Below are 19,635 nucleotides of genomic sequence, written 5' to 3'. Positions count from 1 at the left end.
CCTAATAATTGTTGTTCTACTGAATTTAAAGCCATTATTAAGGTGTGATATCGATGCAAATTCATCCTCAAGTCTATATTGGCGAAGTCAAAGCGACACGAGAGTGTGGTCAGAGTGCTATCCATAAGCGTCAAGTGGATGGTTTGTTATCCTTGGGGCAATTAGGGCTTGAGGGGGATGAGCAAGCTGAAAAACGCTTTCATGGTGGCCCTGATCGCGCACTATGTCATTATCCGGCAGAGCACTACCCATTTTGGACTAATGCTTACCCTGAGCTAGAGTCTCTTTTCACTCCGCCAGCGTTTGGTGAAAATATTTCAACCCAAGGAATGACGGAAGAGAATGTCTTTATTGGCGATATTTATGCTTGGGGTGATGCTCGTATTCAAGTGACGCAACCTCGATCGCCATGTTACAAGCTTAACGGTCTTACCGGCGTTGAAAATTTTGCTCAAAGAATGCAAGAAAATGGTCGTTGTGGTTGGTTGTACCGAGTGATAAAAACGGGAACAATCAGTACCGCAACACCAATAACGCTCTTAAGTCGTAACAGCGATGTTTCTGTTCAAGAAGCGATTATGATCGCTTTTCATGCCCCCTTTGATGAAGAGCTATATCAGCGTTTGCTTGGCGCCGCAGGGTTGTCTGCAAGTTGGAGTCTGACGATGCAAAATAGGCTTGAGCATCGTCGAATTGAGGCATTTAGCCATCGCTTATTTGGCAAGCGTGGCTAATATGCTTAGAGGTGGCCGCCGATAAATTGTTGATACCAAGGCTCACGGGCGAATAATTCCGCGTGTGTTCCTTGGTCAATGATTTCACCAGAAGCCATCACAACAATATGATCCGCTTGGCTGGCTAGCATCGGTTGGTGAGTGACCACAATACGTGTCTGTTGTTTGGCTCTGAGTAGCTGCTCAATCACAGAAGCCGTATTGATGTAATCAAGGCTGGCGGTTGGCTCATCCATCAAAATAATATCAGGACGACTTAATAGTAGCCTCGCAATGCATAAACGCTGTCGTTGCCCACCAGAGAATCGTTGTCCTCCTGCACCGACATCCGCATCGAGTAAAGCGTGGTCTGCATCGATATTGAGTTGTTGAAGCATCGCAATCATTGATGTGTCATCAATCTCGTCTGAATGAACCGCTAAATTTTGTCGTAAGCTGCCTTTAAATAATCGGTTATCTTGAAATAATATTCCTCGCTTACGACAAAGTGCTTCTTGTGATAGTAGCGCTATATTTTGATTACCATACCGGACTTCGCCTTGTGAAGGGTCTTGCAAGCGCGCCAAAAGATGCAACAAAGTACTTTTTCCTGCACCAGATGCCCCTACAATAGCCGTAAATGTATTGGCTTTTAACGTTAAATCTAGCGGCTTTAATCGCGTTTTACCCTCCGCTGTGCGCTGAGACAAGGCATGACAACTCACGCTATTGTCAGTTGGTATTGGTGATGAACGCACAAAATGAAGCTCAGGTGTTTCCAATGCTTGAGCAATCTGATTGAGGGATTTTTTAGCTTGGCGTAAGGCTTGGTCTAAATGGGAAAGCAACCAGAGTGGCTCAATAAAACGTGCTAATAACAACATGGCAGCTAACCACATAGAGAGTGTGAGTGTTCCATGATTGACAGCCAATAAGCCTAATGCGAATAAACCGATAAAGGATACTTGAATAGCGAATGAAAACAGTAAATGAAAAGGCAAGCTACGACGCTGAAGTTCTTTTTGTGTCTGATATTGCTGAGCCAAACTCAGTTCTAGACTCTGTTGTTGCTGTTGGCTGATACCTGCTCTACGAAACAACGGTTGGTGTGTGGCAAAGTGATCTAATTTATCAATGACATTCTGCTGTGAGACAGATACTTGCTTTTCAGAGAATGACACCTGTTTGGCAGAAAAACGTAAAACAATGAATAGCATAAAGCCGATCATTAACAGGATGCCCCCTAGCCAAAAATTCAGAATCCATGCCCCCAAGATCACGGTCAAAGGGGTAACAATTCCGCTAATGATAGGATGTAATAAGTGGGCTGGGATGGACATTGCATGGGAGACTGGCCCTGAAACTAAACTTGTTGCACTCGGAATTGGTTTTAATGAGACAGGTAGATGGCGTATTAAAGCAGAGGTAAGCGAGCGCATAACGATGCCACCCGCAAGGTAGCCTTTCTGAGTGGCGATAAAAACAACGGTTAATGAAGCTAAGCTACTGACCAAAAGCCAAACCAGCGCACGGATATCACCGGATCCCCAATTGATGATCACAGGAACGAGTAGCAGTCCGCTAATACCGTCTAAGATAGCAGCGAATACCATCCATAATAGCGCACTGCGGACGGTATTTAAGAACATACGGATCATGCTGTTTCCTCCAATGCATGTAGTAGCTGTTGATATTGGGGAGTATGTTCAGAGAGTTGTTGATGTGTGCCTTGAGCAATAATTTGCCCTTCTTCCAATAAGATCACCGTATCTGCATGACATAAGGAGGCCAGATCATGAGTGATCAAGATGCGAGTACGCGGGTCTTGGCTTAATAGCTGGAAAAAGAGTTCGGCATTTTGCGGATCTAATGCCGATGTTGGCTCATCAAACAACAGAATAGGGGCTTTAGAGAGCAGCACACGAGCAATGGCTAAACGTTGAGCTTCACCGCCTGATAAGGTGATATCATGACCAACTAAACTGTCTAGCCCCTTTGGTAATTGCTGAAACCGCGTTAGCAGATTTAATTTTTCAAGGTAGTCAGTGATTTCTACGTCTGTTGCATCGGGTGCAAATAACTGTAGATTTTCTTTGAGCGAATACGGCATCGGTTGAGTATTTTGCATCACGATAGATACTTGCTGGTTTAACCCCGCTAATGAGAATTGAGGGAGAGGCGTTGTATCAAAGTATAATTCGCCACGAGTTGGGTCGAGGAATCGCGCCATCAATTGTAAAAGTGTACTTTTCCCTGCTCCCGATGCACCTACAATAGCGATAAGCTGACCCGGCTGAATGGTCAAGTTAAGGTTAGAGAGTAACGTTTTATTCTGTACACAATAATCAACATCGTGAATATAGATGGAACAAGGCACTCCTTGCAGTGATTTATCACCATACTGCATGTCTGGTTGCTCAAGAAAATGGCGAATACGCTCTGAAGCTGCGACCGCATGGTTGAGGGCATCGGCACCATGACCCATGGCTGCAATTGGCGCAGTAATACTATGCATCAAAAGAATAAATAACACCATTTGCGGCAGTGATACCGATGTCGGCACGACAAACGCGCCAATAATCACCCATAACGTCAGTAATGTGGTGCTCATGCCTATTTGGGTTAGCGAACTGAATGCACCGATTTTGTTGACCCAGTGGTTAAAAGCCATTAGAAAGGCGGAAAGCGTTTGTGTCACAGCCCGTTGAATGGCGCGGTTTGGATACTGCCTGGCAAGTAATGGGTTGTCGGCAAACTCCGCATATTGAGCATATAAATCCCCCATCGTTTGGTTACGAGCTGTGAATAGCGATTGATAACGTGATGAGCGTAGCTGGCGGAACAGGTAAATGGTGATGATTAAAGGAAGTAGGCAAAAAATCATTAATGCCCAATTGGTCCATAATAAGACCAGTGTTGCTGTTATTGGAACCACCAACAATTGAGCCGAATCGGCTGGCGCGTGGGCGGTGAGTTGATGAAGCAAGCGCACATCGCGATCCACCATTTTTTGGATCCCTTCTTTGCCTGAATACACGAATTCACTTAAAGGAAGTCGATGAAGTTTATCCAGTATTTTTAGCCTCAATTGATAGCATAATTGGTTATCCGTTTGATGGGTTAGGTATAAGGCAACTGTTTGACAAACGAGCCATAAAATCCCACTAATCAATGCGATAATGACCCAAGTATTTCTTTGTTCAACAGGGGATAAGGCAACTTGGCTAATTGCAAGCCAAGGGATCAGGGAGCTAATACCTGCGATGGCCTGTAAAATGAGAGCAAATGTTAGAGTGAAACGATAAGGGCGTAGCAATGCCCAAAGTGCGCGGTACATAGAAACCTCCATTGCTAATTCGCTACTTTAATGGATTTCTTTGTTTAACAGGTGATGAGTTGTTTCGATGCCGAGACTATTTGTTTGGATAACGGGCTTTATCGAGAAGAAAACGTGATTAAATTCAGCAGACTTATTTGCGTTTTTCAGTAAGATAAATAGGACTGGAATAAAAAGGGAATGGCAATGCGGTATGATTTAAATGACCTCTATTATTATGTCAAAGTGATAGAACACGGTGGATTCTCTCAAGCAGGCCTCGCATTGGGTATCCCAAAATCCAAGCTTAGCCGCCGTATTGCTGACCTTGAGAAAAAACTCAATGTTTCCTTAATTTACCGTTCCACTCGTCAGTTCCATGTGACTGAAATCGGCCAAACCTTTTATCAGCAATGTAAAAATGTGGTCGATGAAGCGAAAATCGCTGAGGAGCTGATTTGCTCTGTCCAAACCGACCCAAAAGGGATCATTAAGTTGTCTTGTCCTGTTGCCTTACTACAAGTGTATCTGCAAGATCTATTAGTTGATTTTATGGTGAAGTATCCGGATATCGATGTACAGATCTTAGCGGTTAATCGACCTGTTGATGTGATCAGTGAAGGACTAGATGTCGCGCTGCGTGTGCGTTCGTTGCCATTAGATGATTCAGGTTTAATGATGAAAGTACTCGGTTATTCACGACGTATTTTGGTTGCTAGCCCGTTGTTATTTAAGGGAGAAGAGCCTCTGCAACAACCCGAAGAGTTAGTGAATTATCCAATATTGGCAAATTCCGAGCATTCGCAAAATTATACGATGACTCTGAAAAACAGTGATGATTTAAGCTTCACGCAGCATTTTATTCCCAAATTAGCGACAACAGATATTTTGACCTTGTATAAAGCCGCATTAAAGGGAATTGGTATTGCTCGATTGCCTTATGGCGTGGTGGAAAAAGACCTAAGTTCAGGAGCATTGATTGAGATCTTACCTGAATGGCGTTTTCCTGAAGATATTATTCATGCAGTTTATCCATCAAGAAAAGGTTTATTGCCATCTGTTCAACTGTTATTAAATTATTTGGCTGAGAATATTTCACCAACGGTGAAATCGTCATAATTCATTATGGTAAAAAAGAACTCCCCAATGGTGATGCCATTGGGGAGTGATAAACGTTATTGATGTATACGCCCAAATTTACCATTATTAAAGTCATTAACTGCTTCAATGATCTCTTTATCGCTATTCATCACAAATGGACCATAGCCAACAACCGGCTCATCAATAGGTTCACCGCTTAAGAAGAGCACCACCGCTTCTTCAGTGGCTTCCATGATAATATTGCTATCACTATCATCGAGGATAATTAGCTCCCCTTCGTTTAAACTTGTGTGGCCATCAATAATGAGTGAACCATGCAACATGACTAGGCCAACATGACGGCCTGTTTTGGTTTGTAGTCCGAAGGTTTTGCCTTTTTTCAGCGTCAAATCCCAAACATCCAGAGGAGTAAACGTGCGAGCAGAACCTTGATTCCCTAAATAATCACCGGCAATAACACGTAAGATACCGGCATCATTAGGTAAAACAACATTGGGAATATGGCTACTTTTTAACAGCTGGTATCCTGGGGTCGCCAATTTATCTTTAGCCGGTAAATTGACCCACAGCTGCACCATATCTAGGGTGCCCCCGTTTTTCATAAAGTCATCGGATTGGTACTCTTGGTGCAAAATACCAGATGCCGCTGTCATCCACTGTACGTCTCCAGGACCAATCACTCCCCCTTCACCTGTCGAGTCATGATGTGCAACCTCACCATCATAGACGATAGTCACCGTTTCGAAACCCTTGTGTGGATGTTCTCCAACACCACGGTTTTCAGCATCTGAACTTGGAAATGTAAAAGGTCCTGCTCTATCAAGTAAAAGAAATGGGTTGAGATATTTCCCGTGATTGTTATAGCTAAACAATGAACGAACGGGGAAGCCATCTCCAACCCAATGGCTGCGCGGTGCGTTATAAATACCAATGATCTTTTTCATGGTCATACTCCTAAAATAGATTCTGATGTATTTATCATAGGGGCACGATTTCGTGATCAGTAGTGGTAAAAGTAGGTTTCATTGTTTCATTATTAGAACAATAAATCAGACTTTTATTATCCTATTTTTAGAACAGTGTTTACTAAAAACCGGACTACTCAACAAAAAACCGATGAATTAATGTAAATAACAAGAGAGCGGGGCAGCGCTTGTTCTATTTCTCGTTTAAAAGCATTTCATTATTTTATTGATTAAGAGGTTTCATTATGAGTAATCCAGCAAACTTCAATGGGCAGCGTCCTGTTATTAATCCAGATGATGCAGTAATGTTATTGATAGATCACCAAAGCGGTTTATTCCAAACCGTTGGTGATATGCCAATGACAGAGCTGCGTGCACGCGCTGCTGTTCTTGCAAAAATAGCCTCATTAGCAAAAATGCCTGTCATCACAACAGCTTCTGTCCCACAAGGTCCTAATGGCCCTCTGATCCCTGAAATTCACCAAAATGCGCCGCACGCACAATATATTGCTCGTCGCGGTGAAATTAACGCATGGGATAACCCTGAATTTGTTGAAGCAGTGAAAGCAACGGGTAAAAAACAGCTGATTATCGCGGGCACGATAACCAGTGTTTGCATGGCTTTCCCAGCGATTAGTGCAGTGGCAGATGGTTACCAAGTGTTTGTCGTCATTGATGCATCTGGTACTTATAGCAAAATGGCACAAGAAATTACTTTAGCACGCATGGTTCAAGCTGGTGTTGTCCCTATGGATACAGCCGCAGTTGCATCTGAAATTCAGAAAACGTGGAATCGCGAAGATGCGGCAGAATGGGCACAAGCTTACACGCAAATTTTTCCTGCATATCAATTGCTCATTGAAAGCTATATGAAAGCTCAAGACGTTTTGAAAAACAATGAACAATTAGATTCAGAACGCTAAGCCGAGTTTCTCACTCGAATGCTCAGTAGCCTTTACGAAAGTAGAGGCTACCTATCTTTATTAATTCAAATAAAACGAATAATTAGGATGTACTCAATGAAAAAATGTGTATTGCCATTACTGGCTTCACTATTTGTCGTAGGCACTGCTCAGGCAGCAAATTATCAGTTAGATCCAACCCATACTAAAGCCGTTTTTTATATTGATCACTTTAATACATCCACGAATAGTGGTGGTTTCTACAACATTAGTGGTGATATGAGCTATTCCCCAGAAAAAAACATGGGAAGCATTAATGTCAAAATTCCAACGGAGACATTAAATACCGGTCTAACAGCGTTTGATAACCATATTAAGAGCGCTGATATGTTAGAAGTAGAGAAATACCCAACCATCGAGTTTAAATCAACTAGATGGAACTTTGCGGATAATAAACCGGTTTCGATTGATGGCATTTTAACCATGAAAGGACAGTCTCATCCCGTTCAATTGAAAACCACCAAATTCGGTTGTTATTTCAGTCCTATTTTTAAAGCAGATGTTTGTGGTGGTGACTTTGAAACGACCATTGACCGTACAAAATGGGGAGTCGATTTCCTTGCAAAAGAGGGAATGGCAAAAGAGGTGGTGATAAAAATACAAGCGGAAGCCATCAAACAATAAATTGAAAGGTGGAGTATGTTACAGAGAGTAAAAAAACACCCCATCGCGATGATGTCATCGGCGATAGTGGCTTTGGCTTTATCCGTTGGCGCTGCACAAGCTGTGGATTATCAAGCGAGTATTAAAGAAGGCCCGATTAAAATTATCAACTTAGATGAGTTAGAAGACCAAGTTGCAAAAAACATGGAAAAAGGGGCTTTTGGCTATATTCGAGGTGGTGCGGAAGATGAGCTGAATCTGGATAAAAATACCCGTAGCTTTGATAGAAAGTATATCATGCCAAGAGTAATGCAAGGTATTGAAATCAAAGATATTGACTTATCAACCCAATTTTTAGGAATTGATTTAAAAACGCCGATTATCCAAGCCCCGATGGCCGCTCAAGGTTTAGCTCATCAAGATGGTGAAATTGCGACTGCCAGAGGGATGGCGCAAGCAGGGTCAATTTTTTCACTAAGTACTTATGGTAATAAAACTATTGAAGAAGTTGCCGAAGTTTCAGGAGAAAGCCCCTTTTTCTTCCAACTTTATATGAGCAAGAATAATGCGTTTAATGAATTTACCTTGAAACGTGCGAAAGAGAGTGGTGCCAAAGCGATTATTTTAACGGTGGATTCGCCTGTTGGTGGGTATCGCGAAGATGATATTCGCAATAACTTCCAATTTCCACTTGGCTTTGCCAACTTAGAGCTGTTTGCTAAACAAAATGATGATGGTTCGAAAACAGGTAAAGGGGCAGGGATCAGTGAAATTTATGCTCAAGCGAAACAAGCCTTTACGCCAGCAGATATTGCTTATGTGAAAAAACTATCTGGCTTACCTGTTATAGTGAAAGGGATCCAGTCACCTGAAGATGCAGATAGAGTGATTAAGGCGGGGGCAGATGCGATTTGGGTATCCAATCATGGTGGACGACAACTAGATAGTGGCCCTGCTTCTTTTGATGTTCTACCTTCCATTGCAAAAGTGGTAAACAAACGTGTTCCTATCGTTTTTGATAGTGGTGTTCGCCGTGGTTCTCATGTGTTTAAAGCGTTAGCAAGTGGTGCTGATGTTGTCGCGATTGGTCGCCCAATTTTATATGGGTTAAATTTAGGCGGTGCAGAAGGGGTGAATTCCGTTATTCAGCAACTGAATAAAGAGTTATCCATTAATATGATGTTGGGTGGTACGAAAAATATTGAAAGTGTAAAAGTAACGACGCTTTATACCGATAAAGATTTTCAATAAAATTCATTAAGTAAAAAGACGGGAGATAACCCCCGTCTTTTTATACAGTGAAGACCATTAGATGCTAAATCCACCATCAATATTTAAATTTGCCCCCGTGATATAAGCCGCAGCTGGGCTAGCTAAATAGGTGACAAAACTTGCGATTTCGTCGGCGCTGGCATAACGTTTTAACGCCATGATCTGTTTTAGACTCTCTGCAAACTCCCCTTGTTCGGGATTCATGTCTGTGTTGACAGGACCTGGCTGGATATTATTCACAGTAATACCTCGACTAGCGACATCACGCGCCATCCCTTTAGTCAGTCCTACGATAGCTGCTTTACTCATTGCATAAGCACTACCGCCTTCAAAGGGCATCCTTTGTGCGTTAATGCTACCAATATGAATGATACGCCCATTATTATTCATCACTTCTAATGCTGCTTGGCTAGCAATAAACAGGCTACGAACATTGAGATAATAGGAACGATCGAACGCTTCTAATGACAAACTATCCAACGTGCCGAGTTCTAAAATACCAACGTTGTTAACTAAGATATCAAGGCTACCAAAAGTGCTGGCAGCTTGTGTGATGGCGGCTTTTATTTCTTTTTCATGAGCACTATTTGCTTTGATTGCCAACACATTACCTGAAAAGTGTTCAATCTCGGCCACTAAAGCTTCAGCTTTATCAGCAGAAGAGGCGTAGGTAAAAGCGACACTGGCACCCGCTTGAGCAAATTGTTTGACGATAGCAGCACCGATACCTCTCGACCCACCTTGAACAAAAGCAGATTTATTTTTGAATAACATAGACTCACCTTAACGTAATCACATATTCATGAATGAGGTATTTGACTGAGAAAAGCAGCAAGACACCAGAGTGATAAATCGATGAAGTTATTGAAAATAATTGAAGGTGAAGGGGAGAATGAATGCTTAAATGAAAAGCCCTTACCTTAGAAAAGGCAAGGGCATATTTTTATTACAGTTGAGGGCGTTTTACAAAACCAATCGCTTGATACACTTTATCCAATGTTTCTTGGGCACGTGCTGCTGCTTTGGTTGCACCTTCATCCATAATTTTGTTGAGCAAAGCTTCATCATTACGGAAGTGGTGGTAACGCTCTTGCAGGGTTGTCAACATACCTGCTACCGCTTCAGCAACCGCACCTTTTAGATGACCGTACATCTGGCCTGCAAATTCAGTTTCAAGTTCAGGAATACTTTTACCTGTAATGCCTGACAGAATATCTAGCAGGTTTGAGACCCCAGGTTTATTTTCGATATCATAAATAACACGAGGTGGCTCTTCTGAATCGGTCATTGCGCGCTTAATTTTCTTCGCAGCACCTTTTGGATCTTCGAGTAGAGCGATCAGGTTATTGCGGTTTTCATCCGACTTAGACATTTTCTTCGTTGGATCTTGTAATGCCATTACTCGAGCGCCGCCACCTGTTGGAATAAACGGATCTGGAACAGTGAAGATATCACCATAAATCGCGTTAAAACGCTGAGCGACATCGCGGCTCAATTCAAGATGCTGTTTTTGGTCAATCCCAACAGGAACCTTGTTGGTTTGATATAGCAGGATATCGGCCACCATTAATACTGGGTAATCAAACAGACCCGCGTTGATGTTCTCTGAATGGCGCGCTGATTTGTCTTTAAACTGAGTCATACGGCTTAATTCGCCGAAATAGGTGTAGCAGTTCAGTGCCCAGCTGAGTTGTGCATGTTGTGGAACATGAGATTGGACAAAAATAGTGCTTTTTTGATGGTCGATGCCGCAAGCAAGATAGAGTGCTAATGTATCGAGTGTTCTTTTACGGAGCTCGTCTGGATCTTGGCGTACTGTAATGGCATGTTGGTCAACGATACAATAGATGCAGTCGTAATCATCTTGCATTTGTACCCACTGACGTAGCGCACCCATGTAGTTACCGATGGTCAATTCACCGGAAGGCTGCGCGCCGCTGAATACGATAGGTTTTTGGGTTTGCTTTTGTTTTTCAGTGGGTTCACTCATTGCTTGTTATATCCTTTAATTATTTTGTGTCAGATAAACCGATAGTAGGCAGGATATCTGAAAAGTGTGTTAATACACAGTCAGGTTCGCTCAGTGCGATGGATTCACCGTAGTTATAACCATAAGTTAAGCCAACGCTAGGGCATTGTGCGCTTTTTGCGGCAATAATATCATTACGGGAATCACCGACAAAAAGCAATTCCTCTTTACGTAAACCCAGCTTGCCCATGGTCAGGTACAGTGGAGCTGGGTGTGGTTTTTTTTCTTTCACATCATCACCGCCAAGAACCAGAGAAAAATAGCTATCAATGGCTAACTTCTTCAGTAAAGGGGCGATAAATGGGGTTGGTTTATTGGTCACAATAGCCATCGGTAAGCCGTGCTGAGCGAGTTTTTCCAGTGTTGCTTTGACTTCAGGAAATAACTCGCTGCCTGTTGTGACAGAAGTTGCATAGAATTTATCGAAGCTTTCGCGAGTGGCGCTGTGGAGCTTGGGAGTTATCGTTGCTCCCGCCCAGGTTAAGGCGCGGTCAATCATGATGTCAGCGCCGTTACCTACCCAAATTGAAACACGCTCTTTTCCAGCGGGTGGAAAGCCTTGTTCTTCTAGGGCGAGGTCTAACGCTTCTGACAGCCCAGCAGCGCTGTCAACGAGAGTACCATCTAAATCAAACGCGATGGCTTTGATATTTTCTAAACGCGGTTGTGTCATTGAGATACCTTTTGTAATTCCTTACGCATTTGATCAATGACGGCTTTGTAATCGGGTTGACCAAAAATTGCAGAGCCTGCAACAAAGGTGTCGGCACCCGCAGCAGCAATTTCGGCAATATTATCAATTTTCACGCCACCATCGATTTCCAAGCGAATATCATAACCGCTTTCATCAATCATTTTACGGACTTGGCGCAATTTAGTTAGTGTATGAGGGATAAAAGATTGACCACCAAATCCTGGGTTTACCGACATGAGTAGGATCATGTCTACTTTATCCATCACATACTCTAGGTGGCTCAATGGTGTTGCTGGGTTGAAAACCAAACCCGCGGTACAGCCGTGCTCTTTAATCAGTTGCAGTGTTCTATCGACGTGCTCACTGGCTTCCACATGAAAACTGATGTGGTTTGCGCCAGCTTTGGCAAAATCAGGAATAATTCTGTCGACAGGTTTAACCATCAAGTGAACATCAATCGGAGCGGTGATACCGTAATCACGCAGAGCTTTACAAATCGGTGCGCCGAAAGTGAGGTTAGGAACATAGTGGTTATCCATAACATCAAAGTGCACAATATCTGCACCAGCTGCCAGTACTTTTGCGGTATCTTCGCCTAAACGGGCAAAATCTGCAGATAAAATAGATGGGGCAATGAGAAAATCTTTCATTATTGTCTCCGATTATTTAAATGTTACCCGAGAGTCATTCCACGCCGGACGAAAGGCGTTTGGTGTTTGTCTTATCCGTTTTTTTTGGCAATTTTAGTGCGGGTTCTTCATTATATAATGCCAATAGTTCATTGACTTTATTACGATTAAGTATGTTTCGACTGATTGTTCGACGCACTTTGACTATATGTAATTTAGCCTGATGATACCACTCTCTGGTTGCTGGCGTGTCATGATTTGAAATCAGAACCGGAATTTTGCGATCTGAAGACAAATAATGCGCTAGGCGAGCAAGATTTTGTTGTTCTTGCGCACTGAATGCATTGGTGTGGTATGCCGTAAAGTTTGCTGTTTCAGACAATGGGGCATACGGTGGGTCACAGTAAACCACGGAACCTGATGGTGCCGACAAGAGTGTACTTTCGTAGTGTTGAGTGACAAAGGTGGCTTTTTGAGCCTTTTCGGCAAACCACAGTAGCTCTTCTTCTGGAAAGTAAGGCTTTTTATAACGGCCAAATGGAACGTTAAATTCACCACGTGAATTGTAACGGCATAGACCATTGTAGCAATGACGATTCAGATATAAAAATAATACACTACGTTTGATAGGGTCTGTAGATTGGTTAAATTCTTCACGCTTCAGATAGTACTGCTCAGCAGTATTAAATTCAGGCGTAAAGATCTGACGAACTTCCCCGATAAAAGAGTCAGTCCGGTATTTTACCGTATTGTAGAGATTAATTAGGTCACTGTTGATATCCGCTAGGACATAAGTGTCATAGCTGGTGTTTAGAAAAACAGAGCCTGCCCCTACAAAGGGCTCGATCAAGCAATCACCCTGTGGAAGATGTTTTTTAATATCTTCCACTAGAGGGTATTTACCGCCAGCCCATTTCAAAAAAGCGCGTGTTTTTTTCATGCCGTCTTATTATTACAAACGTTTAGAGTCGTATTAGGAACTCTGTCAGGACAGCATAATGCGCCCGCGATAAAACGTTGTTATTTTTGATCCTGTTGAACTTGCTTCATATTTCTAACCCATGGTTTTTTCGCTTGAACTTCTGCTGGTAAAGTCGCAATAGCGCTTTTAGCTTCATTAACAGAACGATAGTTTCCGTGGATCAGAACATACCAAGTTTGCCCATTACGGATTGTTTTATAAACTTTATAGTTATTGAGTTTATGTTGTTTAGCGAAAGCTTCTAATGTATCTGAGCGGCTTGCACTGCTTAACTGTAATGTATAGTTACCTGCTGGAGCAGACATTAAATTACCACTTTGAGCGTTATTTGCTGTTGTGGTTTTTGCTGGCTGCTTAGTCTGAACAGGTTGTTTGGTTTCTACAGGTTTTGTCTGTGGTTTCTCAGGTTTCACCGGCGTAGTTTGTGGTTTTGATGCAGGTGGCGTCTGAACCACTGGTGGTGGTGCGATATTCTGTGCAGGTGTATTTTGGGCGCCTTGATTAAGTGTTTGTCCTTGATTCAAAGCATCGGCAACATCACCTGGGATCTCAATTCGTTCACCATAACCATTTTGTGGTTGCTGCTGAGTACCCTGTGTTGGGGTTGGGTTCACAGAGGGGACATTAATTTCTTGTGTTTGTCCTTGTTGACCCTGATTAGCACTGAGCGACGAGGAACCTGATAAATCGATGTTACGCTCATTCGATGAGGACGTCGTCGCTTGCTGTCTTTCATGCTCCGTTGGCGCCTTTAAGGCTGAGCTAATGGCGATAATCAGTAATAACAAAACTAAAACACCAACACCGATCATGATATGCTGACGTGATAGTGTTAATTTGGGTTTTGCTGCTGGTGATGGGCGGCTACGACCAGTTGGACGGTCGGATGCATCAGGCCGCAGATCATTCTGTGCTTGAGGCTGATTATCTGGTTTAAATTCGTCCATTTTGCCCTCCCGAATAAAAATTGCCTTGTGATCGAGATAAAATTTCTCTTTTCATTACGGCCTCTTAACGAGTAAATAGTGTATACCCGCAATGTTGCAAAGGATAGTTTTATACTTGCCATATCGTTTGCATACGATAAATACGACATGGACATGACATGTCTAAAAGTCTAAGTGTTTAAGTGAATGTTGTAACCTGAAACTTTAGACATAGCGTATAATTTAACGACTTTAAGACATATCTGCCAGAAACATTTTAAAACCTCAGGTTATCTGGCTGGTTTTAAAATGCTTCTGGTTGATAATTGCTCAAAGGCGATTCAGGTCTTAGGGTAAACAGGAAGATATTGCATCTTGAACGACTTGTGTTTCAACATCTGAACGCATTTCTGCATGTCCGATGGTGGTTGGTAAGATCAAATGCAATTTTCCGCCCATGACTTTTTTATCTCTTAGCATGTGAGGTAAATAGTCATCGGGTTGCATTTGCTCTGGGCCGGTAACGGGTAATTGTGCACGTTCTAACAGCGTAATGATGCGCTGTGTTTGTTGCGCTGTGAATGTCCCTATGCGTTCTGCTGTTTTCGCTGCCATGACCATACCCGCAGCAACGGCTTCACCATGCAGCCAGACACCATAGCCCATATGTGCTTCAATGGCGTGGCCAAAAGTATGACCGAGGTTAAGTAATGCCCTTAACCCGCTGGTTTCTTTTTCATCAGCAGCGACCACTTGCGCTTTTAATTCACAACAACGACGAATGCAGTAAGCCATTGTTTGGTTATCTAATGCCATCAAGGCATCGATATTTTCTTCTAACCAGCTAAAAAACTCACCATCAAGAATGATGCCATATTTGATGACCTCGGCGAGACCAGAGGCAAACTCTCTCTTTGGTAGCGTTTTTAAACAATCAAGGTCAATGATGACAGAGGCGGGTTGATAAAATGCCCCGATCATATTTTTACCTAATGGATGGTTAACCGCAGTCTTACCACCAACGGAAGAGTCAACTTGTGACAGTAACGTCGTGGGGACTTGAATAAAGCGTACACCACGCTGATAGCTTGCCGCAGCGAAACCTGTTAGGTCACCGATAACTCCCCCACCAAGAGCAATGAGGGTGGTATCGCGATTATGGTGTTTTTCAAGTAATGCAGTGAATACATCGTTCATAATGAACAACGATTTGTATTGTTCACCATCAGGTAGAACGATGGAATCGACTGTTACTCCTATTGCTTTAAGGGCTTGCGTGACTTTATCGAGATAGATGGGCGCAAGTGTTTCGTTGGTCACGACCATGGCTCGTTGACCTGCTTTAAGAGGCCAAAAAGCATCTGGTTGGTTGTAAAGACCAGGGGCAATAGTGATTGGATAACTACGTTCATCCAACGTAACAGTGATTTTTTCCATCTTGCTTTACCTTGTAGCCATTACGGGTGTTAAGTTAGTTTTTTTCTAACAGCTCGATGATTTGGCTCGCCACAACTTTGGCACTTTGCTCATCAGTATGAATAGTGATATCAGCGATCTCTTCATACATTGGGTTGCGTTCAGATGCCAGTTTTTCGAGAACCTCACGTGCAGGTTCGTCTACCTGTAATAGTGGACGTTTTTTATCACGTTGAGTTCGAGACAACTGCTTCTCGATAGTGGTTTCGAGATACACAACAACACCACGAGCGGATAGGCGATTGCGAGTTTCTTTCGATTTTACTGAACCGCCACCTGTTGCGAGCACGATGCCTTGTTTTTCGGTAAGCTCATTGATGATTTTTTCTTCGCGATCGCGGAAGCCTTCCTCGCCTTCTAGGTCAAAGACCCAGCTTACATCTGCGCCTGTACGTTTTTCAATCTCGTGATCAGAGTCAAAAAACTCCATATTAAGCTGTTGAGCCAATTGACGACCAATAGTACTTTTGCCGGCACCCATCGGTCCAACCAGAAAGATATTGCGTTTCTCTGCCATGTTTTTTGGTATTACTACGATTATTCGTTAATGATAACCCGCCCCGCCAATCGAATTAGCGACGGGACCTAAACTGAAACCTCATGAATGATAAGTGAGATCAGATAAGAAAATTATCTCAATACATCAACCTGAATTGCAACTATATAAATGTGGCACTGAGCGAACAAAGTGCCACACTTGTGTTACTGGTTTCTTTTGCTACGCCGTCTATTTTGCCTAACGTATTGTTCAAAATGAGTTTTAACAGCATTACCGCCGCATAAAAGAAACAGCGGACCTGTTAATTTATAGAGCAAATTGATTGCGGCTATTTTATCAGCGGCTGATAGCTTGTTCTTTAATCTACGGATAGTTAGAACACTCAATGGATAACCTTGTATGCTAAAACGGCGTCAGCGTCAAATTTATCCGGCAGGTTTATGGCATAAAAAATAATTTTCTCGACTGACATTTCCTTTATATTTGTTCAACTACTTGAAGTATCAATATTATTTTTTTATCTAGATACTGATAAGCTTTGGTGTGATAAAAACCACAAGAATTCTACGGTCAATATGTTTACCCGTACTAGTAAATAATTTTCCTAGAAGAGGGATGTCTGATAAAAAAGGGAAACCTGTTTCTGTTTTCTCTTGCTTCTGTTGGAAAATCCCACCAAGTATGAGTGTTTCATTATTGCGGATCGTGACGGATGTAGCGATTTCTTGTTTGTTGATCGCTAAATAGTTGCTTTCACTTGTTGTAAGGGCAGTATCTGGCGAGTTATGACTAATTTTCAGTAATAATTCAACCTGATCACCGCGTGAAAGGGTGGGGGTGACCTCCATTCCCAAAACGGCATCTTTGAATTGTACGTTAGTTGTCTTTTCAGTACTGGTCACATAGGGGATCTCTGTGCCTTGCTGAATACTCGCTGGATGCTTATGTGATGCCACCAAACGAGGACTTGCAATAATAGAAAGTAAATTTTCTTTTTCCAATGCGTTCAGCTTTAGCTCTAACAAACCTTCACCCAGTCGCAGTAGGTTAAAGTTGAATTGTCCCTGAGTTGAATCATATCGGTTATAACGTTGATAGCGTTTATTATTAGGGCTTCCTGACAGCATTCCCCACTCTAAACCGAGTTCTTGCAGAGCTGTTCGGCTACTGCTGATGATATGTGCCGTGATTTGAACTTGTTGCTTAGGGACATCTAATTGCTTTAGCCAGTCTTCAATCAATTTTAGGCGTATTGCCGTGTCTTTGATCACTAAGCTATTGGTAATAGAATGGCTGGTTGCGAAGCCTTCATTTGATAATAAAGCGGTGTGCGTCTGCTGTAACTGTTGCAGGGCTGTATCTGCACTGACCGAGGTTAACGTAAAAATTTTTTCGACAAGTGGTGCCGCAATTTTTTGCGGTGTACTTTTTGCTGAGATTAATACCGTTTCATTGCCATTCGCTTCTTTTAAGAGAGGGATAAAGGGGTCGCGCATCTCTTGTGCTGTAACCTTCAATGAAATCAAAAGAATGGTGACCACAAAAAGCAATTTATTATTCATTAATAATATCATCCTTGATAAATGTAATAGTTAATATTGCGGTTAATTGCCCGTTTTTAGACTGAAAGTTTACCTCAGAAACTCCCCCTGTTTGGTGGGATAACGTTGATATAAGATTATCAATAAAATGATAGATTTCAGGGTAATTACCTTGAACTTCAATGAAATAGCGTTGTTCATTATTCTCCCTATTTGTTGATGGGTGTAAGCGTTTAAGTGCGACATTGGTGTGAGTGACAATTTGCTGCAAATAGGTGATAAATTGCGCTGAATCTTGCTTCGCTAATGCAAATTTCTGTTCTAGTTCGATAAGTTGTTGGTCAAGTTGTTGTAGCGATGGAAGCTGACGCCGTATTTTTTCCTTTTGTTGTGACTGAACGGCAAGGTGCTGAGTTTCATTTTTCAGTTCGGTCAGTTGATATTCGATTTCTTGCCAATAAAACTGAAAATAGGCCAGCAAGATTAGGCTCATTACCGCCCAAAAAGGGATGGATTGTTGCCAAAACGGGCGATACCAAAATGCTGAAGTGCTCTCATTCATCTGTACCTTCCAAATAGTTCGCGCTCAAATGTAGGTAATTAATTTTTTCTGACCTCTCCATTTTTATGAGCTGTATTTTTTGTAGTAATGGGCTGTTTTCTAATCGCGTGATTAACTGGTGAATATCATGAGGATCATAACTCCTTGCCGCTATCTCGAAATGTTTGTCTGTGAGTGAAAAATGCGCTAACCAGCTTTTGGGTGGCGTGAGTTCTGGCAGTTTATGCAAGATACTTAGCCTTAATGAGTTACGTTGTGCTTGTCGAGCTAAGCTCTCTTGATAGCGTTGCCACTTGGTGAGCTGTATTTGTTTTTCTGTAACCAGTTGAATATGGTGCTGATTGTGTGTGACCTGCTGGGTAAGTTGTGTCTTAGTGATTTGTCGTTGTCGCAGTTCCAACTGCTGTTGCGCTGAAAAATAAATCATGCACACGATGACGAAAAAACTTTGAAAGAGGCATAACACTACACAATAGCGTTTTTTAGCTGCCATTTTTTGTTGTCGCCAAGGTAAAAAATTAACTTGATACATGTTCATTATCCTTATGGCGTAGTGCTAACCCTGCTGCGATAACAAACTCCCCCAGCTGGTGAGGGATTTTAGCGGTATGATGATGGAAAGCCTGTAATAAGTTCCATGATTGTATTGTCTGAGCTTGGTGGTGATCACCGATATAATAGAAAGGAAGCTTCAGCGCGGTATTTTCTTCTTGGAGTTGAGAAATCATTTGTGAGAGTGTTGAACGCTCATTCTCTTGAATTTGGTTATAACTCGCGGGTTGACTGACAGGGCCTGACCATAGCCACTCCCCTTGCCGATAATGTAATAGCCAGCTTTCATCCGGTATCCCAGCATGTCGCGCAATATAACGTAAAACACAAGGCGCAACATCGATAGCGGCCAGTAAGAAACCACTTTCATGCAACAAGTTTTGCCAAAAAATGATTTCAGACTTACGAACACCATTTAAATAAGCACAGTTGTTAATCACTCGATAGTCGATAACTAACTCTTCTGAATTAAGCGGAAAAAGTTTTTCAGCACGGGTTTGTAGATACCAACCTAACTCAGGTTGCTTTAATGTGACTTGCTCAGGTAGGGGAACTTGCTGTTTGAGTGTCCGTAAGGAGGAAAAAGCGATTGAGGCATGACAATTTTTAGGTAATTTCCGACGCCATTGTATTAAAATTTCTTGTAGGATATCACGTTTGTCATTTTCAGATTGGCCGCTGATTTCGTTCGGGATATTTTGTTGCCAACATTCACATAAGTACCAGCGTTTGCGGGTTTGCTTTGCGGCAACAAGCCGGATCGTTGTTTGAAAAAGGTCGATGCCGATGTTCCATTTTTGTGAATACATAGAT

The 19,635-nt window shown here is 42.3% G+C and carries 20 protein-coding genes; 5 read left to right on the top strand and 15 right to left on the bottom strand.

The features are described from left to right. The first annotated feature begins 53 nt into the window (after positions 1-53). Complete coding sequence (gene yiiM / locus O7C57_RS19805; RefSeq protein WP_269723480.1) at positions 54-734, top strand: 6-hydroxyaminopurine reductase; 681 nt, start codon at positions 54-56, stop codon at positions 732-734. A gap of 5 nt (positions 735-739) precedes the next feature. Here the strand turns inward: yiiM and O7C57_RS19800 are convergent, their stop codons facing one another. Both O7C57_RS19800 and O7C57_RS19795 read right to left on the bottom strand, forming a co-directional pair. Continuing rightward, positions 740-2,371, bottom strand: coding sequence for an ATP-binding cassette domain-containing protein (locus tag O7C57_RS19800; protein WP_251464828.1), 1,632 nt, complete (start codon positions 2,369-2,371; stop codon positions 740-742). After that, positions 2,368-4,050 carry an ABC transporter ATP-binding protein gene (locus tag O7C57_RS19795; RefSeq protein ID WP_269723479.1) on the bottom strand — a complete coding sequence of 561 codons (1,683 nt, stop codon included), beginning with the start codon at positions 4,048-4,050 and terminating at the stop codon, positions 2,368-2,370. The genes O7C57_RS19800 and O7C57_RS19795 overlap by 4 nt, the downstream gene beginning before the upstream one ends. 186 nt (positions 4,051-4,236) lie before the next feature. Between O7C57_RS19795 and O7C57_RS19790 the strand changes: the two genes are divergently transcribed. After that, entirely contained in the window at positions 4,237-5,148 is a 912-nt protein-coding gene (locus O7C57_RS19790) for a LysR substrate-binding domain-containing protein (RefSeq protein ID WP_154621858.1), read from the top strand. A 56-nt stretch (positions 5,149-5,204) separates the two neighbouring features. On the opposite strand, the gene O7C57_RS19785 is transcribed toward O7C57_RS19790, so the two are convergent. Beyond that, positions 5,205-6,074: a pirin family protein gene (locus tag O7C57_RS19785; RefSeq protein WP_269723478.1), complete on the bottom strand. Its 870-nt coding sequence runs from the start codon at positions 6,072-6,074 to the stop codon at positions 5,205-5,207. A 266-nt stretch (positions 6,075-6,340) separates the two neighbouring features. On the opposite strand from O7C57_RS19785, the gene O7C57_RS19780 reads away from it, so the two are divergent. The 3 genes from O7C57_RS19780 (at position 6,341) to O7C57_RS19770 (ending at position 8,911) form a co-directional block, all read left to right on the top strand. After that, complete coding sequence (locus O7C57_RS19780; RefSeq protein WP_004916074.1) at positions 6,341-7,018, top strand: hydrolase; 678 nt, start codon at positions 6,341-6,343, stop codon at positions 7,016-7,018. 96 nt (positions 7,019-7,114) lie between these two features. After that, positions 7,115-7,681, top strand: coding sequence for a YceI family protein (locus O7C57_RS19775; RefSeq protein WP_154621856.1), 567 nt, complete (start codon positions 7,115-7,117; stop codon positions 7,679-7,681). 48 nt (positions 7,682-7,729) lie between these two features. After that, positions 7,730-8,911, top strand: a complete 1,182-nt coding sequence (locus O7C57_RS19770; RefSeq protein ID WP_425476437.1) for a lactate oxidase — start codon at positions 7,730-7,732, stop codon at positions 8,909-8,911. A gap of 57 nt (positions 8,912-8,968) precedes the next feature. Here O7C57_RS19770 and O7C57_RS19765 read toward each other — a convergent pair whose 3' ends face one another. The 12 genes from O7C57_RS19765 to pilM all read right to left on the bottom strand — a co-directional run bounded on the left by O7C57_RS19765 (position 8,969) and on the right by pilM (position 19,631). Continuing rightward, on the bottom strand, positions 8,969-9,706 hold the full coding sequence (locus O7C57_RS19765) for a 3-oxoacyl-ACP reductase family protein (RefSeq protein ID WP_163860467.1): 738 nt from the start codon (positions 9,704-9,706) through the stop codon (positions 8,969-8,971). A 172-nt stretch (positions 9,707-9,878) separates the two neighbouring features. Then, positions 9,879-10,922 carry a tryptophan--tRNA ligase gene (trpS, locus tag O7C57_RS19760; RefSeq protein ID WP_196713943.1) on the bottom strand — a complete coding sequence of 348 codons (1,044 nt, stop codon included), beginning with the start codon at positions 10,920-10,922 and terminating at the stop codon, positions 9,879-9,881. A 19-nt stretch (positions 10,923-10,941) separates the two neighbouring features. Continuing rightward, complete coding sequence (locus O7C57_RS19755; protein ID WP_154621852.1) at positions 10,942-11,634, bottom strand: phosphoglycolate phosphatase; 693 nt, start codon at positions 11,632-11,634, stop codon at positions 10,942-10,944. Then, positions 11,631-12,305 (bottom strand): ribulose-phosphate 3-epimerase, encoded by a 675-nt coding sequence (gene rpe, locus O7C57_RS19750; RefSeq protein WP_154621851.1) that lies wholly within the window; start codon positions 12,303-12,305, stop codon positions 11,631-11,633. Before rpe ends, O7C57_RS19755 begins: the two co-directional genes overlap by 4 nt. 34 nt (positions 12,306-12,339) lie before the next feature. Next, positions 12,340-13,224, bottom strand: a complete 885-nt coding sequence (gene dam / locus O7C57_RS19745) for an adenine-specific DNA-methyltransferase (protein WP_269723476.1) — start codon at positions 13,222-13,224, stop codon at positions 12,340-12,342. An 80-nt stretch (positions 13,225-13,304) separates the two neighbouring features. Then, positions 13,305-14,213: an SPOR domain-containing protein gene (locus O7C57_RS19740; RefSeq protein ID WP_196713941.1), complete on the bottom strand. Its 909-nt coding sequence runs from the start codon at positions 14,211-14,213 to the stop codon at positions 13,305-13,307. 327 nt (positions 14,214-14,540) lie between these two features. After that, on the bottom strand, positions 14,541-15,629 hold the full coding sequence (aroB, locus tag O7C57_RS19735; protein WP_154621848.1) for a 3-dehydroquinate synthase: 1,089 nt from the start codon (positions 15,627-15,629) through the stop codon (positions 14,541-14,543). Positions 15,630-15,663: 34 nt separating this feature from the next. Next, positions 15,664-16,185, bottom strand: coding sequence for a shikimate kinase AroK (aroK, locus tag O7C57_RS19730; RefSeq protein WP_154621847.1), 522 nt, complete (start codon positions 16,183-16,185; stop codon positions 15,664-15,666). A 503-nt stretch (positions 16,186-16,688) separates the two neighbouring features. Then, positions 16,689-17,729, bottom strand: a complete 1,041-nt coding sequence (locus tag O7C57_RS19725) for a secretin N-terminal domain-containing protein (protein WP_269723475.1) — start codon at positions 17,727-17,729, stop codon at positions 16,689-16,691. Then, the gene (locus O7C57_RS19720) at positions 17,722-18,270 is read right to left on the bottom strand and encodes a hypothetical protein (RefSeq protein ID WP_154621845.1); all 549 of its coding nucleotides are present in this window, start codon (positions 18,268-18,270) and stop codon (positions 17,722-17,724) included. Before O7C57_RS19720 ends, O7C57_RS19725 begins: the two co-directional genes overlap by 8 nt. Next, a complete protein-coding gene (locus O7C57_RS19715; RefSeq protein ID WP_154621844.1) occupies positions 18,263-18,802 on the bottom strand; it encodes a PilN domain-containing protein in 540 nt (179 codons plus the stop codon). Before O7C57_RS19715 ends, O7C57_RS19720 begins: the two co-directional genes overlap by 8 nt. Then, on the bottom strand, positions 18,789-19,631 hold the full coding sequence (pilM, locus tag O7C57_RS19710) for a pilus assembly protein PilM (protein WP_269723474.1): 843 nt from the start codon (positions 19,629-19,631) through the stop codon (positions 18,789-18,791). The genes O7C57_RS19715 and pilM overlap by 14 nt, the downstream gene beginning before the upstream one ends. Positions 19,632-19,635 lie beyond the last annotated feature (4 nt).

The sequence above is a fragment of the Providencia sp. 21OH12SH02B-Prov genome (genome assembly GCF_027362595.1).
Classification (GTDB): domain Bacteria; phylum Pseudomonadota; class Gammaproteobacteria; order Enterobacterales; family Enterobacteriaceae; genus Providencia; species Providencia zhejiangensis.
This window is presented reverse-complemented; position numbering and strand designations above follow the sequence as displayed.

Bases quoted from the DNA above. Each gene is read 5' to 3' on its own strand.
- yiiM (WP_269723480.1), top strand. From the start codon at position 54: ATGCAAATTCATCCTCAAGTCTATATTGGCGAAGTCAAAGCGACACGA.
- O7C57_RS19800 (WP_251464828.1), bottom strand. From the start codon at position 2,371: ATGATCCGTATGTTCTTAAATACCGTCCGCAGTGCGCTATTATGGATG.
- O7C57_RS19795 (WP_269723479.1), bottom strand. From the start codon at position 4,050: ATGTACCGCGCACTTTGGGCATTGCTACGCCCTTATCGTTTCACTCTA.
- O7C57_RS19790 (WP_154621858.1), top strand. From the start codon at position 4,237: ATGCGGTATGATTTAAATGACCTCTATTATTATGTCAAAGTGATAGAA.
- O7C57_RS19785 (WP_269723478.1), bottom strand. From the start codon at position 6,074: ATGAAAAAGATCATTGGTATTTATAACGCACCGCGCAGCCATTGGGTT.
- O7C57_RS19780 (WP_004916074.1), top strand. From the start codon at position 6,341: ATGAGTAATCCAGCAAACTTCAATGGGCAGCGTCCTGTTATTAATCCA.
- O7C57_RS19775 (WP_154621856.1), top strand. From the start codon at position 7,115: ATGAAAAAATGTGTATTGCCATTACTGGCTTCACTATTTGTCGTAGGC.
- O7C57_RS19770 (WP_425476437.1), top strand. From the start codon at position 7,730: ATGATGTCATCGGCGATAGTGGCTTTGGCTTTATCCGTTGGCGCTGCA.
- O7C57_RS19765 (WP_163860467.1), bottom strand. From the start codon at position 9,706: ATGTTATTCAAAAATAAATCTGCTTTTGTTCAAGGTGGGTCGAGAGGT.
- trpS (WP_196713943.1), bottom strand. From the start codon at position 10,922: ATGAGTGAACCCACTGAAAAACAAAAGCAAACCCAAAAACCTATCGTA.
- O7C57_RS19755 (WP_154621852.1), bottom strand. From the start codon at position 11,634: ATGACACAACCGCGTTTAGAAAATATCAAAGCCATCGCGTTTGATTTA.
- rpe (WP_154621851.1), bottom strand. From the start codon at position 12,305: ATGAAAGATTTTCTCATTGCCCCATCTATTTTATCTGCAGATTTTGCC.
- dam (WP_269723476.1), bottom strand. From the start codon at position 13,224: ATGAAAAAAACACGCGCTTTTTTGAAATGGGCTGGCGGTAAATACCCT.
- O7C57_RS19740 (WP_196713941.1), bottom strand. From the start codon at position 14,213: ATGGACGAATTTAAACCAGATAATCAGCCTCAAGCACAGAATGATCTG.
- aroB (WP_154621848.1), bottom strand. From the start codon at position 15,629: ATGGAAAAAATCACTGTTACGTTGGATGAACGTAGTTATCCAATCACT.
- aroK (WP_154621847.1), bottom strand. From the start codon at position 16,185: ATGGCAGAGAAACGCAATATCTTTCTGGTTGGACCGATGGGTGCCGGC.
- O7C57_RS19725 (WP_269723475.1), bottom strand. From the start codon at position 17,729: ATGAATAATAAATTGCTTTTTGTGGTCACCATTCTTTTGATTTCATTG.
- O7C57_RS19720 (WP_154621845.1), bottom strand. From the start codon at position 18,270: ATGAATGAGAGCACTTCAGCATTTTGGTATCGCCCGTTTTGGCAACAA.
- O7C57_RS19715 (WP_154621844.1), bottom strand. From the start codon at position 18,802: ATGTATCAAGTTAATTTTTTACCTTGGCGACAACAAAAAATGGCAGCT.
- pilM (WP_269723474.1), bottom strand. From the start codon at position 19,631: ATGTATTCACAAAAATGGAACATCGGCATCGACCTTTTTCAAACAACG.